20 protein-coding genes are annotated in these 19,133 nt (G+C 67.4%); 5 read left to right on the plus strand and 15 right to left on the minus strand.

Going from position 1 to position 19,133, the window contains the following annotated elements:
* Positions 1 to 65: 65 nt before the first annotated feature.
* Positions 66 to 470 (plus strand): hypothetical protein, encoded by a 405-nt coding sequence (locus tag U1872_RS16150; protein WP_332793945.1) that lies wholly within the window; start codon positions 66 to 68, stop codon positions 468 to 470.
* A gap of 352 nt (positions 471 to 822) precedes the next feature.
* On the opposite strand, the gene U1872_RS16155 is transcribed toward U1872_RS16150, so the two are convergent.
* Together U1872_RS16155 and U1872_RS16160 are read right to left on the minus strand one after the other, a co-directional pair.
* Positions 823 to 1,206, minus strand: a complete 384-nt coding sequence (locus tag U1872_RS16155; RefSeq protein ID WP_332793946.1) for a hypothetical protein — start codon at positions 1,204 to 1,206, stop codon at positions 823 to 825.
* A gap of 32 nt (positions 1,207 to 1,238) precedes the next feature.
* Positions 1,239 to 2,117: an SDR family oxidoreductase gene (locus U1872_RS16160; RefSeq protein ID WP_332793947.1), complete on the minus strand. Its 879-nt coding sequence runs from the start codon at positions 2,115 to 2,117 to the stop codon at positions 1,239 to 1,241.
* Positions 2,118 to 2,234: 117 nt separating this feature from the next.
* On the opposite strand from U1872_RS16160, the gene U1872_RS16165 reads away from it, so the two are divergent.
* Positions 2,235 to 3,104 (plus strand): LysR family transcriptional regulator, encoded by an 870-nt coding sequence (locus tag U1872_RS16165; protein ID WP_332793948.1) that lies wholly within the window; start codon positions 2,235 to 2,237, stop codon positions 3,102 to 3,104.
* Positions 3,105 to 3,314: 210 nt separating this feature from the next.
* On the opposite strand, the gene U1872_RS16170 is transcribed toward U1872_RS16165, so the two are convergent.
* A complete protein-coding gene (locus U1872_RS16170; RefSeq protein ID WP_332794120.1) occupies positions 3,315 to 3,680 on the minus strand; it encodes a winged helix-turn-helix transcriptional regulator in 366 nt (121 codons plus the stop codon).
* A 90-nt stretch (positions 3,681 to 3,770) separates the two neighbouring features.
* Here U1872_RS16170 and U1872_RS16175 point away from each other — a divergent pair, with 90 nt between their 5' ends.
* The 3 genes from U1872_RS16175 to U1872_RS16185 all read left to right on the plus strand — a co-directional run bounded on the left by U1872_RS16175 (position 3,771) and on the right by U1872_RS16185 (position 6,229).
* Entirely contained in the window at positions 3,771 to 4,520 is a 750-nt protein-coding gene (locus U1872_RS16175; protein ID WP_332793949.1) for an SDR family NAD(P)-dependent oxidoreductase, read from the plus strand.
* A 30-nt stretch (positions 4,521 to 4,550) separates the two neighbouring features.
* Positions 4,551 to 5,141: a TonB-dependent receptor domain-containing protein gene (locus U1872_RS16180; RefSeq protein WP_332793950.1), complete on the plus strand. Its 591-nt coding sequence runs from the start codon at positions 4,551 to 4,553 to the stop codon at positions 5,139 to 5,141.
* Positions 5,142 to 5,305: 164 nt separating this feature from the next.
* Positions 5,306 to 6,229 carry an XdhC family protein gene (locus U1872_RS16185; protein WP_332793951.1) on the plus strand — a complete coding sequence of 308 codons (924 nt, stop codon included), beginning with the start codon at positions 5,306 to 5,308 and terminating at the stop codon, positions 6,227 to 6,229.
* 15 nt (positions 6,230 to 6,244) lie between these two features.
* Here the strand turns inward: U1872_RS16185 and U1872_RS16190 are convergent, their stop codons facing one another.
* The 12 genes from U1872_RS16190 to U1872_RS16245 all read right to left on the minus strand — a co-directional run bounded on the left by U1872_RS16190 (position 6,245) and on the right by U1872_RS16245 (position 19,129).
* Positions 6,245 to 8,575 (minus strand): xanthine dehydrogenase family protein molybdopterin-binding subunit, encoded by a 2,331-nt coding sequence (locus U1872_RS16190; protein ID WP_332793952.1) that lies wholly within the window; start codon positions 8,573 to 8,575, stop codon positions 6,245 to 6,247.
* Positions 8,572 to 9,558, minus strand: coding sequence for an FAD binding domain-containing protein (locus U1872_RS16195; RefSeq protein WP_332793953.1), 987 nt, complete (start codon positions 9,556 to 9,558; stop codon positions 8,572 to 8,574). Before U1872_RS16195 ends, U1872_RS16190 begins: the two co-directional genes overlap by 4 nt.
* Positions 9,555 to 10,061, minus strand: a complete 507-nt coding sequence (locus tag U1872_RS16200; protein ID WP_332793954.1) for a 2Fe-2S iron-sulfur cluster-binding protein — start codon at positions 10,059 to 10,061, stop codon at positions 9,555 to 9,557. Before U1872_RS16200 ends, U1872_RS16195 begins: the two co-directional genes overlap by 4 nt.
* A gap of 91 nt (positions 10,062 to 10,152) precedes the next feature.
* Complete coding sequence (locus U1872_RS16205; protein ID WP_332793955.1) at positions 10,153 to 11,286, minus strand: GNAT family N-acetyltransferase; 1,134 nt, start codon at positions 11,284 to 11,286, stop codon at positions 10,153 to 10,155.
* Positions 11,287 to 11,295: 9 nt separating this feature from the next.
* Positions 11,296 to 12,687, minus strand: coding sequence for a glycosyltransferase (locus U1872_RS16210; protein ID WP_332793956.1), 1,392 nt, complete (start codon positions 12,685 to 12,687; stop codon positions 11,296 to 11,298).
* Entirely contained in the window at positions 12,687 to 13,595 is a 909-nt protein-coding gene (locus U1872_RS16215) for a flagellar motor protein MotB (RefSeq protein WP_332793957.1), read from the minus strand. Before U1872_RS16215 ends, U1872_RS16210 begins: the two co-directional genes overlap by 1 nt.
* A 3-nt stretch (positions 13,596 to 13,598) precedes the next feature.
* Entirely contained in the window at positions 13,599 to 14,462 is an 864-nt protein-coding gene (motA, locus tag U1872_RS16220; RefSeq protein ID WP_332793958.1) for a flagellar motor stator protein MotA, read from the minus strand.
* 141 nt (positions 14,463 to 14,603) lie between these two features.
* A complete protein-coding gene (gene flgL / locus U1872_RS16225; RefSeq protein ID WP_332793959.1) occupies positions 14,604 to 15,518 on the minus strand; it encodes a flagellar hook-associated protein FlgL in 915 nt (304 codons plus the stop codon).
* An 8-nt stretch (positions 15,519 to 15,526) separates the two neighbouring features.
* Positions 15,527 to 16,873, minus strand: a complete 1,347-nt coding sequence (gene flgK, locus U1872_RS16230) for a flagellar hook-associated protein FlgK (protein ID WP_332793960.1) — start codon at positions 16,871 to 16,873, stop codon at positions 15,527 to 15,529.
* Complete coding sequence (locus U1872_RS16235; protein WP_332793961.1) at positions 16,870 to 17,238, minus strand: rod-binding protein; 369 nt, start codon at positions 17,236 to 17,238, stop codon at positions 16,870 to 16,872. The genes flgK and U1872_RS16235 overlap by 4 nt, the downstream gene beginning before the upstream one ends.
* Complete coding sequence (locus U1872_RS16240) at positions 17,235 to 18,317, minus strand: flagellar basal body P-ring protein FlgI (RefSeq protein ID WP_332793962.1); 1,083 nt, start codon at positions 18,315 to 18,317, stop codon at positions 17,235 to 17,237. Before U1872_RS16240 ends, U1872_RS16235 begins: the two co-directional genes overlap by 4 nt.
* A 125-nt stretch (positions 18,318 to 18,442) precedes the next feature.
* The gene (locus U1872_RS16245; RefSeq protein ID WP_332793963.1) at positions 18,443 to 19,129 is read right to left on the minus strand and encodes a flagellar basal body L-ring protein FlgH; all 687 of its coding nucleotides are present in this window, start codon (positions 19,127 to 19,129) and stop codon (positions 18,443 to 18,445) included.
* Positions 19,130 to 19,133: the final 4 nt, after the last annotated feature.

Here is a 19,133-nt window from a genome sequence, read left to right on the forward strand (position 1 = left end):
GGCACGCTCTCGCTTGGGAGGGTGTTCGACGTCATGTTGCGCCCGCGCCTTGTGAAGGAACCATAATGGCCGAGAAGCGGAACACCTCGCCGACCGAAATCGCCCACATCACGACGGGGAAGGCAGAGGTCGACGTTGTGCTCGAGGGACTTCTGAACTCGGGGACGGGCCCTGGCACCCTCAAGTTCATCGTGGAGAATTTGCAAGCTGCTTGCCAACGCACCCGTCATCGAGAAGCCGGTGACAGCGAGCAAACCGATCCGCCTTACTCGACCAAGGCTCCCGTGCTTTCGGGGTCCACCGCAGGGTCAGCATCCGCCGACCAGGAGGAAACTCTGGCTGCCGGTACCGCGTCAGTCATCGTCACTGAACTGGTGTCGACCGATACATGGTGGGCGCAACGTTGGATCGACAAGGCGACACCAGGAGAGGTCGCCGCAATGCGCGAACTATTGGTATCCCGGGGCTGAAGCTGACCTTGCCCCGAATACGCCCAATGACAGTCGCGTCGTCCAACCAGTCAACTTCGACCCGCAATTCCATCACCGCGCTCGGCGCGAGCCCGTCGTGGATTTTCTGGGCCCACCTCCGTCGCTTCGCTGCCAGGGGCGACACGAAAACAAACATCCAGTTCCCTCGCAGCGCGGACGTACGTTCATCTGCTATTCGGATGCGTGTCGCCCCGAAAACCTAATAGACGACGACACTCCGGTCTCCCTTCCTGCTTTCCGAAACGCGCCGCTCGTTCAGGTTCGAACTTCTTGCAGTGTCGGCCATCGTCCGCGTTCGGTTAGCCACGCTAACCGAACGCAGCGATTGAGGTCAGTGCCTCGAGAGTACGCGGGCGGCGGCCTCGGCCGTGTCTTCGGGCCGCGTATTGAAGGCGATCGCGGCATTGGGCGCCGCTTTGTGGACGAGGTTCACCACGGTCTCGAACAGGCCGAGGCTCTTGGGTGGAAGCCGCAGACCGCCACCGATCACCACACAATCATAAGCGGCACCGTGCAGCGCGGTTGCCAGCATCGCGCTGCCCGCGGCGTCGGGCGTGATCATGCAGGTGTCGCCCTGCCACCCGCGCTCCCGAATTTTTTCGAGCGCAATGGCGATGCCCGCATTGATCCTGTCGGCGTTGAAGCCGGGCGGGAGCGATGGGTCCGTAAAGTCGACGGTTTCCGGCTTCTGGCCGACGAACAGGATGCTGGTCATGAGAGATCTCCTCGGAGGGACTGGTTCAGAGCTCAGGCGGTCGCCCATCCAGCGGCCGCATCCTCGGCGAAAGCGCGATAGGATCGCGGGGCATGGCCGAGCAGAGCCGTGAGGCGCGCGATCTCGGCATCGGTGGCGATCGCGCCGTCTTGCTGATAGCGCTGCATCATCAGCCGCATGTCATAGGCGAGCCACGCCGGTCCGAACGCTTTCAGCCGGTGCTCCAGCGCTTCCAGGTCGTTCCCGGCATAGCCGATCGGGCGCCCGAGCACGTCGCTCCAAAGCGCTGAGATCGTCGCGCCAGTCAGGACGTCAGGACCGACCAGTTCATAGGTCTCAGCCGCCAGGGGGGCGTCGGCTTGCTCGCGGCGAAGCAGTTCTTTGGCCGCAGCCTCGCCAATGTCGCGGATGTCGACCATCGAAATGCCCTTGTCGCCGATCGGCATGCCGTACACGCCGCCGCCCAGGAGTGCGTCCTTCTGCCGCAGGTCGTTCTGGATGAAATAGGCCGGGCGCAAAATGGTGACGGGCAGCCCTGCGGCATGGATCATGCGCTCGACCGTCACCTTGCTCGCGAAGTGCGGTACGTCGGCATAGGCCTCGCCCTTGAATACCGACAGATAGACGACGCCCTTCACGCCCGCGGTGCGCGCCGCATCCAGCGTCAGCATCGCCTGCGTCAGCTCATCGGGCGCGTTCGGCGCGAGCAGGAACAGTGTGCTTACGCCGCGAAGCGCGGCGCGAACGCTGTCGATATCGGAAAGATCGCCTTGCACGGCGGTGACGCCGGCCGGGACCTGCGCCTTTTCCGGCGTCCTCGTCAGCGCATTGACCTCGGCACCCTGCCCGGTGAGGAAGGCCAGCACCTGCGTCCCGATCGTGCCCGTGCTGCCCGTTACCAAGATCGTCATGTCGTATCTCCTTGATCGCCGAGACGACCTCTGTCGTCGCTGGGTGCAAGATAGGCGTTTCAAATCATTGCATAAGACGGCATGTTTGAGACACCTCGTCTCTAAAATGGAACGTCAATGGATCTCGCTGCCCTTGCCGATTTCAACCTGGTCGCGACCCATGGCGGCTTCGGCCGCGCCAGTCGCGCGGCGCAGCGGCCCAAGGCGACGCTGTCCCGCAAGGTCGCCGAACTGGAAGCCCAACTGGGCGTGCGGCTGATCGATCGAGGGTCGCGGACGTTGCGCCTCACGCCGGAAGGGCGCGCGCTGCATGATCGTACCCAGGGCCCGCTCGCCGAGATCGGCGAGGCCGAGCGGGCCGTCGCGTCGGGCGCATCGGAACCCCGCGGCACGCTCCGGATCAGCGCTCCGATCGTGCTCGCGCATGTTCTGCTACCACGCGTCGCGTCGGATTTCGTCCAGGCCTACCCCCATGTCGCGCTCGAGATTGTTGCCGAGGATCGCAAGGTCGACCCCGTCGAGGACAATTACGATCTGGTGATCCGTATCAACCCGGACCCCGACGAGCGGCTGGTCGGGCGACGTATTCTTGAGGACGAGCGCGTTTTGGTGGCATCCCCCGATTTGCCCAATGCCTTCCTCACGCACCCCGAAGTCGCCACAGTGACCGTAGCTGCGGTAGGGCATATCGCCACGTCCGCCGACGCGCTCTGGCGCATCAGGACCGACCAAGGGCTGCGCGTGCTGAGCCCGCAGATGCGGCTGCGCTTCTCATCTTTCCTGATGGTGCAGGGCGCGGTCCTCGCAAGCGCAGGCGTAGCCCTGATGCCGAAAATGCTTGCAGCGCAAGATATCGCTGCGGGCAGGTTGGTCGTGTGGGGCGTCGATGACGGGCCGAAAGTCGAGATCTGGGCGCTCCAGAACTCGCGCCGCCTGTCGAGCTCGAAGATCCGCGCTTTCCTAAATGTCCTTACGTCGCTGAAGTGACTGCCAATGCGCGCTTGCTGTATTGCACTCCACCAATGTGAACCGCGGGACGGCGGCCCATGCCGGCCGAACCGAAGCTCGGCGAACCGCGAAGACCCACAATCCGACATTCGTGCTACCTTGGCGTGGCCCCTGACGCGGACGTCGACTCAACTGCTTCGTAAGACATCGATAGCTCCCGATGATCGGCCGGAACGACCCGCGGCGGCTCTATGCAGCGACGCTCACGTCGTCGCCGGCGCGATTGGCGACGATTTGCTCGACCTTGGTGATATGTTCAGTGCCCCAAGCACATAGCGGTACGAGCGTATCGGCCAGCGTCTTGCCGAAAGGCGTCAGCGTATAGTCGACTTTGGGCGGGACCTGTTGATGATCGCGGCGATCGACAACGCCATCTGCATTCAGCTCCTTGAGCTGCTGGATCAGCACCTTGTCGCTCACGCCACCGATCGCCCGCTTGAGCTCTCCGTAGCGCCGCGTTTCGTGCGCCAGATGGAACAGGATCAGCGGCTTCCACTTACCGCCAATCACCGACAGCGCCACGTCCAGACCGCAGTTGAAATTCCTGCTCTCCACCGGCAACTCCAGGTACTTACCAAAAGGTGCATACTAGTAAGCACGAAAGCCCATGTCTACTTCTGCATCATTCGATGCTCGGAGCAACACATGACCAGACTTCAAGGCAAAACAGCCCTCATCACCGGCGGCACCAGTGGCATTGGCCTCGCGACCGCAAAGCGCTTCGTTGCTGAGGGCGCTTACGTTTTCATCACCGGGCGCCGCCAGGCCGAACTGGACAAAGCCATCGACGAGATCGGCGGCGCCGTCACAGGCATTCGCAGTGATGTTGCCAGCCTCCACGATCTCGACCGGTTGTTCGACGTCGTACGGGATAAGCGTGGCGGATTGGATATCGTGTTCGCCAACGCCGGGGGTGGCGATATGGCGCCGCTTGGCATGATTACGGAGGAGCAGTTCGACCGCACTTTCGATACCAACGTGCGGGGCACGCTGTTTACTGTACAAAAAGCGCTGCCACTGATGCAGTCGGGCGGATCAATCATTCTCACCGGCTCGACCACTGGGTCGAAAGGCACAGCGGCGTTCAGCGTCTACAGTGCAAGCAAGGCCGCGGTGCGCAATTTCGCGCGAAGCTGGGCGCTGGACCTCAAGGACAGCGGGATCCGCGTCAACGTGCTTTCGCCCGGAGCGACCTTCACGCCGGGTCTCCAAGGTCTCGCGGGTTCGCCCGAAGAGGAAAAGGCGCTCGTCGCCGCCCTGACGGCACAAACGCCGCTAGGTCGGATCGGCCAGCCCGAAGAGACGGCCGCAGTTGCGCTGTTCCTTGCCAGCGAAGACAGCAGCTTCATGACCGGTGCCGAGGTGTTCGTCGACGGAGGCATGGCGCAGGTCTGAGCCGTCGAACGGCAATTTCGCAGATCGCCAATGCCCGGTTCTTCGCCATCGACGGCCGCATACCGACGCTCGGCGGCGGTGTCGGCCTATCGCACACGGTTCGTGGATTACATCTATCTCGGCAATACCGGGGTCTCGCGGACGCTGCCCGTGCGCGAATGGCGACAGGGCGACACCCGATTCAGCGGGATCGAGGGGGAGGCGACGTTCCGCGCGGTCTTCGCCCTGCCGGACGGGTATAGTCCGTTTGCGAGTGGCGCGACCGACGCGCTGGATCGCCAATATTTCCGCCAGCAGCTCGACGGCGACGCTCTGCCGCGCACGCCGATGTCGCGCTATGGCGGTGATCTGGGTTGGGAAAATGGCGCACTGCGCGCGTCAGTCGGGGCGGTCCGCTATCTGCGGCAGGCCGATGTCGCCAAGGGCGAGCCGGTCTCGGACGGCTTCACGCTGGTCGATGCGCATGCCGCCTATCGCTTGGGTAGGGGCGCGCGTTACGAAGTCTTTGCGGATGTCGCCAATCTGACGAACGCGGAAGCGCGGCTGCACAACTCCTTCCTTCGGCTGCGCGCTCCATTGCCTGGCCGCGCGGTGGCCCTGGGTTTTCGCGCGACGTTCTGATCCGATGGCCCCCTGTCGGGGGCCATCGCACACTGTCTCTCCGACCTCGCTCGCGCGACGCGCTATCCCCGACACCACAGCGGCGGTACCGCGACGCATGATGTGAGGTGCGCCCCGGCCGTGCCGCTTGGCACCGAATCGCCGTTCGCGCATTGTGCAGGGCGATGGCCGATAATGATTCCGCGCTTGGCGCATTCCGTACCTGGCGGGGGGCGCCGATGGCGCTCGCCACCGTCCTGTCGACCTGGGGCTCGGCACCGCGCCCGCGCGGCAGCCACATGCTGGTCCATGCCGATGGCCGGATGGAGGGCTCGGTGTCGGGCGGCTGCGTCGAAGGCGACGTGCTCGCGCTCGCCGCCGAGGTTCTGCGCAGCGGGCGCTCCGAGCGGCGGCAATATGGCGTTGCCGACGGCTCGGCATGGCAGGTCGGGCTGCCGTGCGGCGGGACGATCGACGTGCTCGTCCAGCCGGTCGGCGATGCGGGTTTCCCCGAGGCGCTCTTCGACGCGATCGATGCGGCGCGCAGCACCGGGCACGGCCTGACCGTCCACACCGATCTCGCGACGGGCAAGAGCGCGCTGACGCCGGTCGCGGGGAACGAATCGTTCGCCAACAGCTACACTGCGCCGCGCCAGTTGCTGATCGTCGGCGCGGTGCAGATCGCGCAGTCGCTCGCGCAGATCGCGGCGACGCTCGGGGTCAAGACGGTCGTGATCGACCCACGCACGCGCTTCCTCACCGAGGAGCGTTTTCCCGGCGTGACGCTCGACGATCGCTGGCCCGACGAGGCGATCGCGGCGTGGCGGCCGGGTCCGTCGACCGCGGTCGTCACGCTCAGCCACGATCCCAAGATCGACGATCCCGGCCTGATCGCCGCGCTCGCCGCGCAGACCGGCTATGTCGCCGCGCTCGGCTCGCGGCGCAGCCATGCGGCGCGGCTCGAGCGGCTGGCGGGGGAGGGCGTCGCGGCGGCCGATCTCGCGCGGATCGACGGCCCCGCCGGGATCGACATCAACGCGCTCGGCGCGGCCGAGATCGCATTGTCGGTCGCGGCCGGGATGGTGCGGGCGCTCCGCGACGCCGGCTGATTCCGGCGCGCGGCGTTACAGCAATTTGTCGAGCGTGATCGGCAGGTCGCGGACGCGCTTGCCGGTGGCGTTGAACACCGCATTCGCCACCGCTGCAGCGACGCCGGTGATGCCGATCTCGCCGATGCCGTGCGCGCCCATCGGCGCATGCGGATCGGGGATGTCGGTCCAGATCACGTCGATCTCGGGCACGTCCATGTGGACGGGTACATGATATTCGGCGAGACTCGGGTTCATTACCCGGCCGTTGCGCTCGTCGAACTGCGTCTCCTCCATCAGCGCCATGCCGAGGCCCATGATGATCCCGCCGCGGAACTGGCTCGTCGCGGTCTTGGCATTGAGGATCTTGCCGCAGTCGAACGAGCCGAGGAACCGGCTGATCCGCACTTCGCCGGTCACCGCATTGACGCGCGCCTCGCAGAACATCGCGCCATAGGAGTGCATCGACCAATGCTGCGTCTCGAGCGGGCGCGAGCCCTCGGCCTCGACGCTCACCGAATCGCGCTGCGCGCGCGACAGGATCGAGACGTAGCTTTCGCACGCGCTCGGATCGTCGAGCTTGCACAGCCCGCCGTCATGCCCGCCGACCTCGCTCGGCTTGAGCCCGGCAAGCGGCGAATCGTTGCCCGCCAGCTTGAGCAATTCGGTGAACAAGGCGGTCTGCGCGGCGATCACCGCCGCGCCGATCGAGGCGGTCTGCTGCGACCCGCCGGCGAGCACCACCCCCGGCATCTTCGAATCGCCATAGCGGAAGGTGACCTGGTCGAGCGGCAGCCCGAGCCGGTCGGCCAGCACCATCGTATGCGTCGTCGCGGTGCCCATGCCCATTTCGTGCGCGGCGATCTCGACCGTGGCGTGGCCGTCCTTGTCGAGCGTCAGCCGCGCGGCGCCGCCGGGCATACGGTAATAGGGATAGGTCGCGGTCGCGCAGCCGAGCCCGACCAGCCATTCGCCCTCGCGGCGTGACCCCGGCGTGGCGTTGCGCTTGTCCCAGCCGAAGCGCTCGGCGCCGGTGCGATACGCCGCGACGATGTTGCGCGTCGAAAAGGGCGTGCCCGTCGTCGGGTCCTTCTCGGGCTCGTTGCGTTCGCGCAGCGCGATCGGGTCGATCCCGAGCTGCACCGCGAGCTCGTCGACCGCGCTTTCGAGTGCGAAGGTGCCGACCGATTCGCCCGGCGCGCGCATGAAGGTGTTGGCGAGCATGTCGAGCTCGACCGCCTCGACGTCGAGCCGGAAGCTGCCCGCGGCATAGGCCGACTTCGAGGGCAGGATGAACGGCTCGGGCATGTTGTTGTGCGCGGTCATCGCCACGGTGCCGGTGTGGATCAGCGCATCGAAGCCGCCATCAGCCTGCGCGCCGATTGCGACACGCTGCTCGGTCAGCGTGCGCCCGCCGACGACGCGATAGACGCCCTCGCGCGTCAGCATGATGCGCACCGGGCGCCCGGCGAGCTTGGCCGCCGCGGCGGCGAGGATCTGGTGCTGCCACAGCGTCTTGCTGCCGAAACCACCGCCGACATAGGGCGAGGTGACGTGGACCTGGTCCTCCTCGAGCCCGAACACCTGCGCCAGCGTCCAGGCGACGTGCGCGACGGCTTGCGATGCGTCATGGACGATCAGAGTGTCGCCCTCCCACAGCACGGTCGCGGCGTGCAGCTCGATCGGATTGTGGTTGTGGCGCGGGGTGCGATAGGTGACGTCGACCTTGTGCGGCGCCGCGGCGAGCGCGGCATCGGCGTCACCGATCTCGAGCAGCATCGGCTCGCCCTGGAAACTAGCGGGCTTGCTGTCGCCCCTGGCATCCTCGAACACCGTCTTGGCGGGTTCGGACTCATAGGTCGCGACGATCAGCGAAGCGGCATGGTCGGCCTGCTCCTGCGTCTCGGCGAGCACGACGGCGATCGGCTGTCCGTTCCAGTTGACGCGATCGTCCTGCAGCACGGGAATATCATCGCCGCCTGCGGCTTTCGGGCCGGTCATGAAGGCGGGCGTCGGCTTCAGCTCGGGCGCGTTGCGATGCGTCATCACCAGGACGACGCCGGGTGCGGCTTCCGCCGCCGCAACGTCGAGCGTCGCGATCCGGCCCTTGGCGATCGTGCTGAAGGCGAGCGCGGCATAGACCATATGCTCGACCGGAAATTCGGCCGAGAAGCGCGCCGCGCCCTGCACCTTGAGCGGACCGTCGAGCCGCGAGACCTGCGTACCGACCAGGCCATGCTTGTGCTGGATCAGCGGATCGGGAACGCCGCCGGGAATCCAGCTGTCGGGGGCGAGCTCGATCGCCTTCTTCATCACCGACTGGACCGCGCCTTGTACCCGCGCCGCTGCGCTCTCGACGATACTCATGCCGGGTTCTCCGTCAGTTCGGTCAATGTGGCGACGATCGCGCGCCTGGCGAGCTCGATCTTGAACGCATTGTCGCGCAAGGGGGCGGCATCGGCGAGCTCGAACTCGGCCGCGGCGCGGAAATTGGCCTCGGTCGGCGCCTGGCCGCGCAGCGCTGCCTCGGCTTTCAGCGCACGCCACGGCTTGTGCGCGACGCCACCGAGCGCGATCCGCACGTCGCCGATCGTGGCGCCGTCGAGTTCGACCGCAGCGCCGACCGAGACCAGCGCAAAGGCATAGCTCGCGCGGTCGCGCACCTTACGATAGGCCGAGCGCGCCGCGAACGACGAGGCCGGCAGCTCGACAGCGACGATCAGCTCGCCGGCGCGGAGCTCGGTCTCGATATCAGGGCGATCACCGGGCAAACGGTGGAGATCGGCCAGCGCGATGCTGCGCGCGCCCTCTGGCCCCGACAGGTGAACCTGCGCGTCGAGCGCGGCGAGCGCGACGCACATGTCCGACGGATGCGTCGCGACACACGCCGGCGACGCGCCGAGGATCGCGTGGATGCGGTTGAACCCGCCGACTGCGTCGCAGCCCGCACCGGGCTCGCGCTTGTTGCAGCGCGCGGCATCGTCGTAGAAATAGCCGCAGCGCGTGCGCTGGAGGATGTTGCCGCCGACGGTGGCCATGTTGCGGATCTGCGCGCTCGCGCCGGCGAGGATCGCGCGCGACAGCAAGGGGAATTTCGCGCGGATCGTGTGGTCGGCGGCGAGCGCGGTGTTGGTCACCGCCGCGCCGATCAGCACCGAGCCGTCGTCGCGCGCAACGATCTCTCGCGAAAGCTGGGTGACGTCGACCAGGCTCGCCGGTTTCTCGATCGTCTCGCGCATCAGGTCGACGAGGTTGGTCCCGCCGCCGAGATATTTCGCGGCGGGCTCGGCGCCGAGCAGCCGGATCGCGTCGGGCGCGTCGGCGGCGCGGGCGTAGCGGAACGGGGTCATGCCGCTTTCTCCCGATAGGTCTCGGCGATCGCGTCGACGATCCCATTGTACGCGCCGCAGCGGCACAGATTGCCGCTCATCCGCTCGCGCAGTTCGTCATGGTCGAGCGCGATCGTCTCGGCGGTGAGGTCGCCGGTCACATGGCTCGGCACGCCGCGCGCGATCTCGCCCGCCATCGCCACTGCCGAGCAGAGCTGGCCGGGGGTGCAATAGCCGCACTGGAAGCCGTCATGCTCGATGAAGGCGCGCTGCAGCGGGTGGAGTCCGTCGGCGTCGCTCAGGCCCTCGACCGTGGTGATCGAGCGCCCTTCATATTGCACCGCGAGCGCGAGGCAGGCGTTGATCCGGTCGCCGTCGACAATCACGGTGCACGCCCCGCAGGCGCCCTGATTGCAGCCCTTCTTGCTGCCCATCAGCCCGAGATTTTCGCGCAACAGGTCGAGGAGCGAGGTGCGCGGATCGGCCTCAACCTCTACCGCGCGATCATTGACGATGAAGTGCATGCGGGACCTCGGCTTCGGTCTGGATAAGGTGAGCGGGTAACGCACGCACCATGCCTTAAGGTTCCCGCGCCAGCAATGAATCGGGGCGCTGTCAGCCCTTTTTGAACGGCGTCATCGTACCCAGAAACGCCTGGTCGGATTCGACCGACTGGCGCTCGCGTTCGAGATAACCGGCGATCGCGCGGCGGAAGCCGGCGTCGGGGATGTAGTGCGCCGACCAGGTCGGCACGGGGACATAGCCGCGCGCGAGCTTGTGCTCGCCCTGCGCGCCGGCCTCGACCGTCTTGAGGCCGCGCGCAATCGCAGCGTCGATCGCCTGATAGTAACAGAGCTCGAAATGGAGGAACGGCACGTCCTCGGTGCAGCCCCAATAGCGGCCGTAGAGCGTGTCTTCGCCGATCAGGTTGAGCGCGCCGGCGATCGGGCGGCCGTCGCGCTCGGCGAGAATCAGCAGCACGCGTTCGGGCATCGTCTCGCCGAGCAGGCTGAAGAATTGCCGCGTTAGGTAGGGCTGGCCCCATTTGCGCGCGCCGGTGTCCTGATAGAACACCCAGAAGGCGTCCCAGTCGGCTTCGCTGATGTCGGCGCCCGCGACGTGGCGGATCGTCAGCCCCTCGACCGCGCCGGCGCGCTCCTTGCGGATCGCCTTGCGCTTGCGGCTGGCGAGATCTGCGAGGAAGCCGTCGAAATCGGCATAGCCCTGATTCTGCCAGTGGAATTGCGTCCCCTCGCGGATCAGCCAGCCTGCCGCCTCGAATGCGGGCAGCTGCTCGGGCGCGATGAAGGTGGCGTGCGCCGAGGAGAGACCGTGCTGGTCGGTCACCGCCTCGATCGCGGCGATCAGCGCCGGCGCCTGCGTGGGATCGCGCAGCAGCAGCCGCGGCCCCGGCGCGGGGGTAAAGGGCACCGCGATCTGCAGCTTGGGGTAATAGGATCCGCCGGCGCGCTCCCACGCATCGGCCCAGGCATGGTCGAAGACATATTCGCCCTGGCTGTGGCTCTTGGCGTAAGCCGGGGCGATTCCGGCGGGCGTGCCGTCCTCGCCGTCGACGACGATCGGGATCGGCTGCCAGCCGGTGCGCGCGCGGGCGCTGCCCGAGGCTTCGAGGATCGAGAGAAAGGCGTGGCTGACGAAGGGATTGGCGCTGCCGGCGCAGGCATCCCACTGGCCCGCAGGGATGGCGGCGATGCCGTCGGCGATGCGGGCGGTGACGGCGTTCTTCACCGCCCCAAGCTAGGGGGCGTGGGAGGCTTTCTCAACCGGTAGCGTGAACGACCAGCACAAAGCGAGCAGCAGGAACGGCGTGACGAACTCGCGGTGGCGCTCGCCAAATTCGAACCACACGCCGAACAGCAGCAGTTGCAGCCCGCACGCGGCGATCAGCAGGACGAGCGTGAAGGGCACGCGTCCGCCGAGCTTGGCCGCCGCCCCGCCGAGCATGCCGAGGTGTGCGAACAGCGACAGCGGCCACAACGCGGCGGCAAGCACACGCGGAAAGGGCGGCCCCATCGCGACGAGCCGGTCGACCCCGAAATCGGCGATCCCGCCCGCGCGCACGAACTTGGTCAGCGTCAGCCGGACGAAGCCGAGCGGATGCGTGACGATCCACTCGCGCGCGAGACCGCCGATCCGCTTGCCGTAGTCGAGCTCGGGGATGCCCTTGAGCTCGGGCGGGGGCGGTTCCCAATTGCCGGTCGCCTCGGGATTATTGCCGATCCACAGGCTCGCCTCGCCTGCGGTAGTGAGCGGCACGAAGGCGTGGAAGACGATCGCGTTGCGCACCCACCACGGCAGCAGCACGATGACGGCGACGAGTCCGCCGCGCAGTCCGGTCAGAAGGACGCCCCACAGGCCGATCCGGCCGACCAGCACCAGCCCGAACAAAGCGGCAAGCGGCGCCTCGCCCGGCTGGGTCAGCGCGAGCAGCCCGGCGGGGAGCCCCAGAGCGAGCGCGCCGCGCCAACCCGGGCGTCGATCGATCCACGCCAGCGCGAGCGCGAGCACGAGCACTGCGCACAGCGATTCCTTCTGCGCGAGCGGCGCCGAAAACAGCACCGACGGCCAGATCAGGTAGAGCCACGCCGCCCGCCGCGCGGCGAGCGCGCCGCCGAGCCGCGTGCCGAGCCGATACAGCAGCCACGCCGCGACCAGGTCGACCACAGTCCCCAGCGCCAGCACCGCGGGCGTGGCGAAGCCGAACAGCGCGCCCCAGCCGGCGAGCAAAAGCGGGTAGAGCGGCGGGAACAGCGCGCGCCACGCCGACCCGAAAAACGGCTCGTAAATCACCAGCCCGTGGCCTGCGAGCAGGCCCTTGGCGAGGTTGAGATAGGAATTGGGGTCGCCGGTCGAGGTCCGCCCGACCGCGAGCAGCGCGAAGGCGCAGCGCATCACGACGAGCGCAAGGCCCAGCGCGGCGAGCGGCGCCGGGCCGGGGCGGTCGCGCAGCATGTGGAAGCCCGTCGCGGCGAGCGCGATCCAGCCGGCGACGACGCCGACGCTGGTAAAGCTGGTGCCCCACTGCCCGGCAAGCGCAGGGATGGCGGTCAGGCCGTAGAGCAGCAGCAGCGCGAGTGCGGCTTGCAGACTGAGTGTGACCCAGCGCTCGGTCCTGCGCTCGCCCGGCATTATTGTCCGAAGCTGGTCGCGCGGTAGAGCAGGGTGATCGCGACGCGGCGATTGCGCGGGTCGGACGGCGTGCCCTTGATCATCGGCTCACGGTCGGCGACGCCCTCGATCCGGTTGAAGCGCTGCTCGGCGATCCCACCCGCCGCGAGCCGCCGGCGCGTCGCCTCGGCGCGCGCGCTCGACAGCATCCAATTGTTCATCGCGAGCGGGTCGCCATAGCCCAGGCTGTCGGTGTGTCCGCGGATCATGATGGGATTGTCGGTGCCCTTTATCGAATTCGCGATCAACCCGATGAGCGTCGACGCGCGCGGATCGAGTTGCGTCGTGCCGAGGTCGAACATCGAATAATCGGCATCGTCGAGCAGGTCGATCCGCATCCCGTCATTGGTCTTGATGAAGCGGACGTGGCTCGAGAGCTTGGCGAGCGCTGGGTTGGTCGCCATCGACTTGGTCAATTGGCGCTTCATCACCGCGAAGTTGCGGCGGTCCTCGGCCGACAGGGCGGCCTTGTCCTTGAGCGTGCCCTTCTGCCCGGTGCCGACCTGGTCGCCGCCGATCGCCTCGACCGGGATCGTCATCGAGCGCGTTCCGGTCTGCGAGGCGCGATGCGCGTAATTGTCCTTCGAGGTCATCGAATCGCCGCCGAAGATGCCGTTCGAGCCGGCGCTGTTTTCCTTCAGCTGGACAAGCGTCGGCGAGAAATAGTCGGCGAGCGCCTTGCGCTGCTTTTCGTTGGTCGCGCCGAGCAGCCACATCAGCAGGAAGAAGGCCATCATCGCGGTGACGAAATCGGCATAGGCGACCTTCCAGGCGCCGCCGTGATGCCCGCCATGGCCTTCGATGTAGATCTTCTTGTAGATGATCTTGGGCGGCACGTTGCTGCCATGCGGGGCGCGCGCGGCGGCCATCGATCAGCGCCCGCGAAGGCCGTCGAACACCTCGGCGAAGCCAGGCTGGTTCGAATGCGCGATGCCGGAGCGCGCCGCTTCGATGACGAGCGGCTGGGGGTGGCCGTGGAGCGAGGCGATGATGATCTGCTTGACGACGTGGTAGATCGCGCCGTCGGCGTCGATCACCTGCTTCAGCCGGTTGGCGAGCGGCGCGACGATGCCATAGGCGAGCAGCACCCCCATGAAGGTGCCGACCAGCGCCGAGCCGATCATCGCGCCGAGGATTGCCGGCGGCTTGTCGATCGAGCCCATCGTCTTGACCACGCCGAGCACCGCCGCAACGATGCCGAGCGCGGGCAGCGCATCCGCGAGCGTCGCGAGCGTACCCTGCGCGCCCTCGACCTCGTGGTGGTGGGTCTTGATCATATTGTCCATCACGTCCTCGACCGCGTGGACGTCGAGCGTCCCCGACGACACGACGACCAGTCGCAGCGTGTCGGCGATCAGGTTGGTGAGCGTGTGATCGGCGAGTAGGCGCGGATATTCGGCGAACACCGCCGAGGATTTGGGATCCTCGACATGCGGCTCGAGCGCGATCGGTCCGTCGGTGCGCAGCATCTTCATCAGCTTGCTGACGAGGAAGATGACGTCGAGATAATCCTGCTTCTTGTATTTCGGTCCCTTGAAGACCTTGGCCAGGCCGCCGCCAAGCGCCTTCAGTTCCTTCATCGAATTGCCGATGATCAGCGCACCGATCGCGGCGCCGCCGATGATCAGCATCTCGTGCGGGATCGCCTCCATCACCGGGCCGAGTGCGCCACCGGTGATCGCGAATCCGCCGAAGATCATCACGAGGAGGACGACAAGGCCGATAACCGGAAACATAGGTGATGGTGGCCCCTGGCTTGGCGGGTCGGGAGGACCAGCCGGCGTATCATGAGGGTTAGCGCGGATTGGTGTGCAAGCGGTTAACCAGGGCGGGTTTCTTCTGCACCGCGCTCCCCCGGCCCCACCGTGCGGGCGCGATTATTTCAGATAATCGAACAGCGACAACGAATTGAGCTTGGTGAAGCTCGCTTGCGTCGCCGACAGCACGGTCATCGTCTTCTGCAACTCGACGATGGCGCTCGATTGGTCGGTATCCTCGAGCGCCGAGCGGTCGAGCTCGCGCGCACCGGCGGCATCGGTCGCCTGCGTCGAGACGATGTCGAGCCGCGCGGCGCGCGCGCCGACCGAGCCCTGCACGCTACTGACCTGCGTCAGCGCGGCCTGCAGCCCGTTCGCGGCCGTGCCCGTCGCGGTCGACACGTCGCCGCCGGCGTTGAGCGCGGTGACGAAGGTCGACAGCAGCGCGAACACGTCGGTCGTGCCGCCGCCGCTGGTCGGGATCGCGCCGAATACGCGCCGTGCGCTGTCGGTCGCCTGGATCGCGGTGCCGTCGGCGACCGGAATCGCCGATGCTTCCCCCGTCCCGCCGAAGCTGACCGTACCGTCGGCGGCTTGCGTTACCGCGGTCGTGCCGGTCGCGGCGCCGAACAGCGGCTGGCCGCGCACATCCTTGGTCCCCGCCAGATTGACGAGATCGTCGCGAATGCTCTGCAGGTCGATCGCGATGGTCTTGCGGTCGGTGTCGTTGAGCGTGCCGTTCGCCGCCTGCGTGGTCAGTTCGGCGGCACGCTGGAGTTGCGTCGAGACCGCCGAGAGCGTCGAATCCGACTGCGCGAGCAGCGACTTGGCGAGGCTGACGTTGCTGGCATAGGCGGCGCCGTCGGCCGTTGCCTGCTTGATCGTCGCAAGCCGCGTATAGGCGACGACATCGGCCGACGGAGCGGTGAACCTCTTGGTCGTCGCGATCTGCGTGTTGAGCGCGTCGGCCTTGGCCGACAGTTTCGACAGCTGCGACGACCCGGTGTCGTAAAACTGGTTGGTCCCGATCTGCATGGAGCGTCCTAGCGAATGTCGAGGATCGACTGGAGCGTGTCGCGCGCGACCTGGATCACGCGGCTCGACGCCGAATAGGCTTGCTGGAAGCGCAGCAGGTCGACCGCTTCGGTGTCGAGATTGACCCCCGACACCGCATCGCGCGCGGCGATCGCGGTGTCGCGGATCGCGCCTTGCGCATCGGCGACCTTCTGCCGCCCGGCGAGCGTCGCGGCGTTGCTCGAGACGAGCGCTGTGGTCCTGGTCTCGAAGCCGCCGGCGGTGCGCAGCGTGTCGAGCCTGGCGAGATTGCTGTTGTCGCGCGCGCTCGCGCCGCTCGCCGCGGCGGCGATGCCGTTCGGGTCGGTCAGCGCGACGCTGATCTCGGTCGGCGCGCTTCCGGTGGCGAACAGCGCGGCACCGGTCTTGCCGGCAAGATCGCTGCCTTGCGCCTGGACCGAATTGACGCCGCTGGTGAAGGCGCTGGCGATGCCGCCGAGCTGGATCCGTGCATCGGCGATCCGCGCCGCGCCTTCGACCATTCCGGCGAGCGCGCCACCCGACGGCGTGACGGGCACATCGCCGTCCGCAGTCCCAAGCGTGAACGCGATAGTGCCGTCGGTGCCGCGCGCGTAGCTGAGGCCGGCCGACTGGTTGCCCGCGACGAGCGTCGGGCCGCCGGCATTGCCGAGCTTGACGCTCGCGCGGCCGGCAGGATCGATCGACACCGAGAGATCGCTGAGCGCGCTCATCTGGTCGAGGATCGAATCGCGCTGGTCGCCGAGCTGGGCGGCCCCGTTCGAGCCGGCCTGCGCGCGGCCGAGCCCGTCGTTGATCTTGGCAAGCGCGGCACCGAGCGTGGTGAGCGTCGTCGCGGCCTGCGTCGCGCTGCTGTCGAGATCGGCGTCGAGCGCGTCGAGCGCCTTGCCGGTCGCGGTGAAGCTGCTTGCGACGGTCCTGGCCTGTTCGAGCATCGCGGCGCGCGGCGTCGCGGCAGTCGGATCGGCGGCGATCGTCTTGGCGGCGTTGAAGAAACCGGTGATCTGGTCGCCGACTTGGTTGCCGGTCAGCGCATCCTGGATGCGGCCGAGCCAGGCGACGCTGGTGTCGCTGCGCGCGAGATCGGCGCTGGCGTTGCGCACGTCGGCGGCGCGCAGCGCATCGGCCGAGCGGGTGATGCCGGTCGCGCCGACGCCTTGCCCTACGGTGACCTTGGTACCGCTGCCGATGCCAGTCGCGGGTGCGACCTCGCGCAGGTCGGCGGTGCGCTTGGCATAGCCCGGCGTCGCGGCATTGGCGATATTCTCGGACACGGTGGTGAGCGCGGTCTGATACGCCTTCACCCCGCTCGCGCCGATGCTGAGCATGTCGCTCATGGCGTCGTGGCCTTATCGGTCGGCGCGTCGCTGGCGGGCGCGGTCGCTTGCAGCGCGGCCTGCGACTTGGCGAGGAAGTCGGTCATCGCCTTGCCGATGCCGAGCGGCGCATGTTCGGCCATGTGCTGCGCGACCTGCGTGTCCTGCATCTCCTTGAAGGTATCCATCCCCTTCGAGCCGAACAGGCCGTCCTCGGCGAGATGCGTCGAGCGCATCGACTTGACCATCATGCCGGTGAACACCGCCTCGAACTTCTTGCCCGCCGCCTCGAGATTGGCGCGGCTCTGCAAGCGGCTGGTGTCGCGGCTGATGCCGGTGGTCGGCGACGGCGCGGCGATCGGGGTGAGGGCGGGAAGCTCGCTCACAGGATGATCAACTCGGCCTTGAGCGCGCCGGCTTCCTTCAGCGCCTCGAGGATCGCCACCAGATCGGCCGGCGACGCGCCGATCGCGTTGACCGCCTTGACCACGTCGGACAGCCGCGGGCCGGGCTGGATCAGGAACATCGGATGCTTTTCCTCGTCGACCGCGACTGCGGACTTCTGCTCCTTGGTGGTCTGGCCCTGGCTGAACGGTGCGGGCTGGCTGACGCGTTCGGATTCGTCGATCCGCACCGTCAGCTTGCCGTGCGTCACCGCCGCGGTGCCGACGCGCACCGCCGAATTGATCACGACGGTGCCGGTGCGCGCGTTGACGATCACCTTCGCCGAGGGTTCGGCCGAGACGACGTCGAGATTTTCGATCTCGCTCATCAAGGTCGCACGAATGTCGCCGCCGACCGGTGCGCGCACCGCGACCGAGACCGCGTCGGTCGCCTGCGCGGTGCCGGCGCCGAGCCGCGAGTTGATCGCCGCGGCGACGTTCTGCGCGGTGGTGAAATCGGCGCGGGTGAGGTTGTAGGTCAGCGTCGGCGTGTTCTCGAACCCAGTCGCGACCGCGCGCTCGACCGTCGCGCCTTCGGGGATGCGGCCGGCCGAGGGGATGTTGACGACGATCTGCGAGCCGTCCTTGCCCTCGGCGCCAAGGCCGCCGACCGCGAGATTGCCCTGCGCCATCGCATAGATCTGCCCGTCGGCACCCATCAGCGGCGTCATGATCAGCGCACCGCCGCGCAAGGACTTGGCCTTGCCCATCGACGCGACGGTGATGTCGAGCTTCTGGCCGGGCTTGGCAAAGGCCGGCAGGTCGGCGGTGATCATCACCACCGCGGCATTCTTGAGGCCGGGGTTGACCGTCGCGGGCAACTGCAGCCCGAAGCGCGAGGCGACCGCCTTCATCGACTGGATGGTGTATTCGAGATTGTCGTCACCGGTTCCGGGCAGGCCGACGACGATGCCGTAGCCGGTCAGCTGGTTGGTGCGGATGCCCTGGAAGCCGCCGAGATCCTTGATCCGGTCGGCATAAGCAGGGGTGGCGAGGGTGAGCGTGGCCAAGATCGACAGCATGAGCCACAGCGCACGCGCCCACCCCCGTTCGCCCTGAGCCTGTCGAAGGGCCTGAGCGAACGCTGCGCGGGGTGCTTCGACACGCTCAGCACGAACGGTGGTGGATGGCATGCTGCGCGCTTTCATCAGAACGGGCTCACCACCGAGAAGAAGCGGCCGAGCCACCCCTGGCGGCTGGCGCGGGCGACATCGCCCTTGCCGGTATAGGCGATCTGCGCGTCGGCGACGCGGGTCGAGGGGACGCGGTTGTTGGCGTCGATGTCGGCCGAGCGGACCAGCCCCTTGATCTGGACGAATTCGTCGCCGCGGTTGAGCGTGACGCGCTTCTGCCCCTGGACCAGCATCGTGCCGTTCGGGAGAACCCGGCTGACCGTCACGCTGACTTCGCCCGACAGGCTGTTCGACTGGTCGGCCGCGCCGCTGCCGGTGAAATTGCGGCTGGTGCTCATGTTGACGTCGGTGCCTTGGAACAAAGCGAGATGCCCCGTCGCCGGCGGCGTGACGCTGAGCCCGCCGTTCGAGCCGAGTTTCGAGGTCGCCGATTTCGATGCGGCGGTCGCCTCGACCAGCACGATCGTCAGCGGATCGCCGACGCGGTGCGCGCGGCTGCCTTCGTAGAGCGCGGCATAGCCCGTGCTGGCCTGGAAGATCGATCCGTTCGGTACAGGGGGCGCCTCGGGCAATGCCGCGGGCATCACCGCCGAATAATCGACCGGCGGCGTCTTCTTGCCGCCGAACAGGTTCGCCTGTGCCGCCGCGGGAACGAGCGCGAGCGTGACGAGACACGCGATTCGGAAAGGAGGGAATGCCATGGCG

Origin of the sequence: Parasphingomonas frigoris, assembly GCF_036663815.1 — a bacterium.
In the GTDB taxonomy this organism is placed as follows: Bacteria; Pseudomonadota; Alphaproteobacteria; order Sphingomonadales; family Sphingomonadaceae; genus Sphingomonas.

Excerpts from the sequence above, each read along its gene's own strand:
- U1872_RS16165 (WP_332793948.1), top strand. The coding sequence starts at position 2,235 with ATGGATCTCGCTGCCCTTGCCGATTTCAACCTGGTCGCGACCCATGGC.
- U1872_RS16150 (WP_332793945.1), top strand. The coding sequence starts at position 66 with ATGGCCGAGAAGCGGAACACCTCGCCGACCGAAATCGCCCACATCACG.
- U1872_RS16175 (WP_332793949.1), top strand. The coding sequence starts at position 3,771 with ATGACCAGACTTCAAGGCAAAACAGCCCTCATCACCGGCGGCACCAGT.
- U1872_RS16180 (WP_332793950.1), top strand. The coding sequence starts at position 4,551 with ATGCCCGGTTCTTCGCCATCGACGGCCGCATACCGACGCTCGGCGGCG.
- motA (WP_332793958.1), bottom strand. The coding sequence starts at position 14,462 with ATGTTTCCGGTTATCGGCCTTGTCGTCCTCCTCGTGATGATCTTCGGC.
- U1872_RS16210 (WP_332793956.1), bottom strand. The coding sequence starts at position 12,687 with ATGCCGGGCGAGCGCAGGACCGAGCGCTGGGTCACACTCAGTCTGCAA.
- U1872_RS16155 (WP_332793946.1), bottom strand. The coding sequence starts at position 1,206 with ATGACCAGCATCCTGTTCGTCGGCCAGAAGCCGGAAACCGTCGACTTT.
- U1872_RS16240 (WP_332793962.1), bottom strand. The coding sequence starts at position 18,317 with ATGCTGTCGATCTTGGCCACGCTCACCCTCGCCACCCCTGCTTATGCC.
- U1872_RS16190 (WP_332793952.1), bottom strand. The coding sequence starts at position 8,575 with ATGAGTATCGTCGAGAGCGCAGCGGCGCGGGTACAAGGCGCGGTCCAG.
- U1872_RS16160 (WP_332793947.1), bottom strand. The coding sequence starts at position 2,117 with ATGACGATCTTGGTAACGGGCAGCACGGGCACGATCGGGACGCAGGTG.
- U1872_RS16195 (WP_332793953.1), bottom strand. The coding sequence starts at position 9,558 with ATGACCCCGTTCCGCTACGCCCGCGCCGCCGACGCGCCCGACGCGATC.
- U1872_RS16245 (WP_332793963.1), bottom strand. The coding sequence starts at position 19,129 with ATGGCATTCCCTCCTTTCCGAATCGCGTGTCTCGTCACGCTCGCGCTC.
- U1872_RS16200 (WP_332793954.1), bottom strand. The coding sequence starts at position 10,061 with ATGCACTTCATCGTCAATGATCGCGCGGTAGAGGTTGAGGCCGATCCG.
- U1872_RS16215 (WP_332793957.1), bottom strand. The coding sequence starts at position 13,595 with ATGGCCGCCGCGCGCGCCCCGCATGGCAGCAACGTGCCGCCCAAGATC.
- flgL (WP_332793959.1), bottom strand. The coding sequence starts at position 15,518 with ATGCAGATCGGGACCAACCAGTTTTACGACACCGGGTCGTCGCAGCTG.
- flgK (WP_332793960.1), bottom strand. The coding sequence starts at position 16,873 with ATGAGCGACATGCTCAGCATCGGCGCGAGCGGGGTGAAGGCGTATCAG.
- U1872_RS16185 (WP_332793951.1), top strand. The coding sequence starts at position 5,306 with ATGGCCGATAATGATTCCGCGCTTGGCGCATTCCGTACCTGGCGGGGG.